Here is an 812-nt window from a genome sequence, read left to right as displayed (position 1 = left end):
CTTCATGTACAACCATCATTTTAAAGGCGAAGCTATAATCACGTTGTGTGCGTTTAACTCGTTGTTCTTGTGCATGTTCCATAAAATAAGTCTCTTAAGGTGTAAACTTATTTCAGGACGGGACATTTTTCCCAAATAAAAAAGCTCCATCAAGGAGCTTTTTTATAAGATCAGTTCTTATTTTTTATTGCCAATAATGGTTGACCACAACAGATCATCCAGCTCACTGCCATTAAAATAGACAGTCGCTTTTAAGGATTTAGGCTGATTTTGTTTGACTTCAACCACCTGCTCATAACTGTCAGTAATTTTAAGCACACCCTCTTTTGGCAGATGCTTATAATTATTCAACATCGTTTCGTCCATCTTGAACGGTGTAGTCGTATTAAAATCAAAACTATAACGGTAATCCGCCAGATTGGGTTGACCAATAATGCTGCCGCTGCTGGTTAAGGTACGAATACCATTACTGCCACTACCATAGTCATCTACAAGGCTATAGTTGTAATTATGCACCAGCAGATATGCCTTGCTCAGCTCATCATACTCAGCGCCAGATTTGCCTGCATTCTTGTCTTCTGCTACTCGCTGAAATTCCAGACGGTCAATTTTATAGCTTTCCAATGCACCTAGATTGTTTTTGCTTTTGGTATGAACAATCGTACCTGAAATCAGATAATCATCCTTTAGGGTCTGTTGACACTTACTGTTCATAATTAACCCTATAACGGTAGCCATAAAAATATACAGGCTAAGGCAACAGAACTTTGATAATTTCTTTTGAGCTTGTCATATCGAGTAGCTATTCCTCT

The 812-nt window shown here is 38.2% G+C and carries 2 pseudogenes; both read right to left on the bottom strand.

The features are described 5' to 3' along the window. Positions 1-177: 177 nt before the first annotated feature. A pseudogene (locus ACEWB7_RS17295) lies at positions 178-690 on the bottom strand (hypothetical protein); the annotation flags it as partial. A gap of 13 nt (positions 691-703) precedes the next feature. Continuing rightward, positions 704-812 (bottom strand): annotated as a pseudogene (locus ACEWB7_RS17290) (IS5/IS1182 family transposase); the annotation flags it as partial.

The sequence above is a fragment of the Acinetobacter sp. NIOH-H-8 genome (genome assembly GCF_046635365.1).
In the GTDB taxonomy this organism is placed as follows: domain Bacteria; phylum Pseudomonadota; class Gammaproteobacteria; order Pseudomonadales; family Moraxellaceae; genus Acinetobacter.
The sequence above is the reverse complement of the archived record's forward strand: the minus strand, read 5'-3'. Positions and strand labels throughout refer to the sequence as shown.